Annotated in this window: 1 pseudogene; it reads right to left on the reverse strand. The window is 47.8% G+C overall.

Features of this window, described 5'->3' with window-relative positions:
• Window positions 1–14 precede the first annotated feature (14 nt).
• Window positions 15–232 (reverse strand): annotated as a pseudogene (locus KB213_RS12370) (efflux transporter outer membrane subunit); the annotation flags it as partial.

Genomic DNA, 232 nt, shown 5'->3' on the forward strand with positions numbered 1-232 from the left:
GCAGTACCAGAGCCTTACCCTTTTCCAACCTGCCCAATCGCTTCTTGGGCGAATTTACAACTAAATTGGCTACGCTGATAGGAGCCCGAAGCACTCAAACCCGGAAATCGCTCTGCACCTGCCATCATCAATTGCGCTCTACTCTGCGCAAGATATGCTGTGGAGAGACGAAATGCCAAATTCTGATGCACAAAACGATTTTCCAAAGACGTCATATCGTCATCATGGAACA

The organism is Neokomagataea anthophila, assembly GCF_018122595.1.
Taxonomy (GTDB): Bacteria; Pseudomonadota; Alphaproteobacteria; order Acetobacterales; family Acetobacteraceae; genus Gluconobacter; species Gluconobacter anthophilus.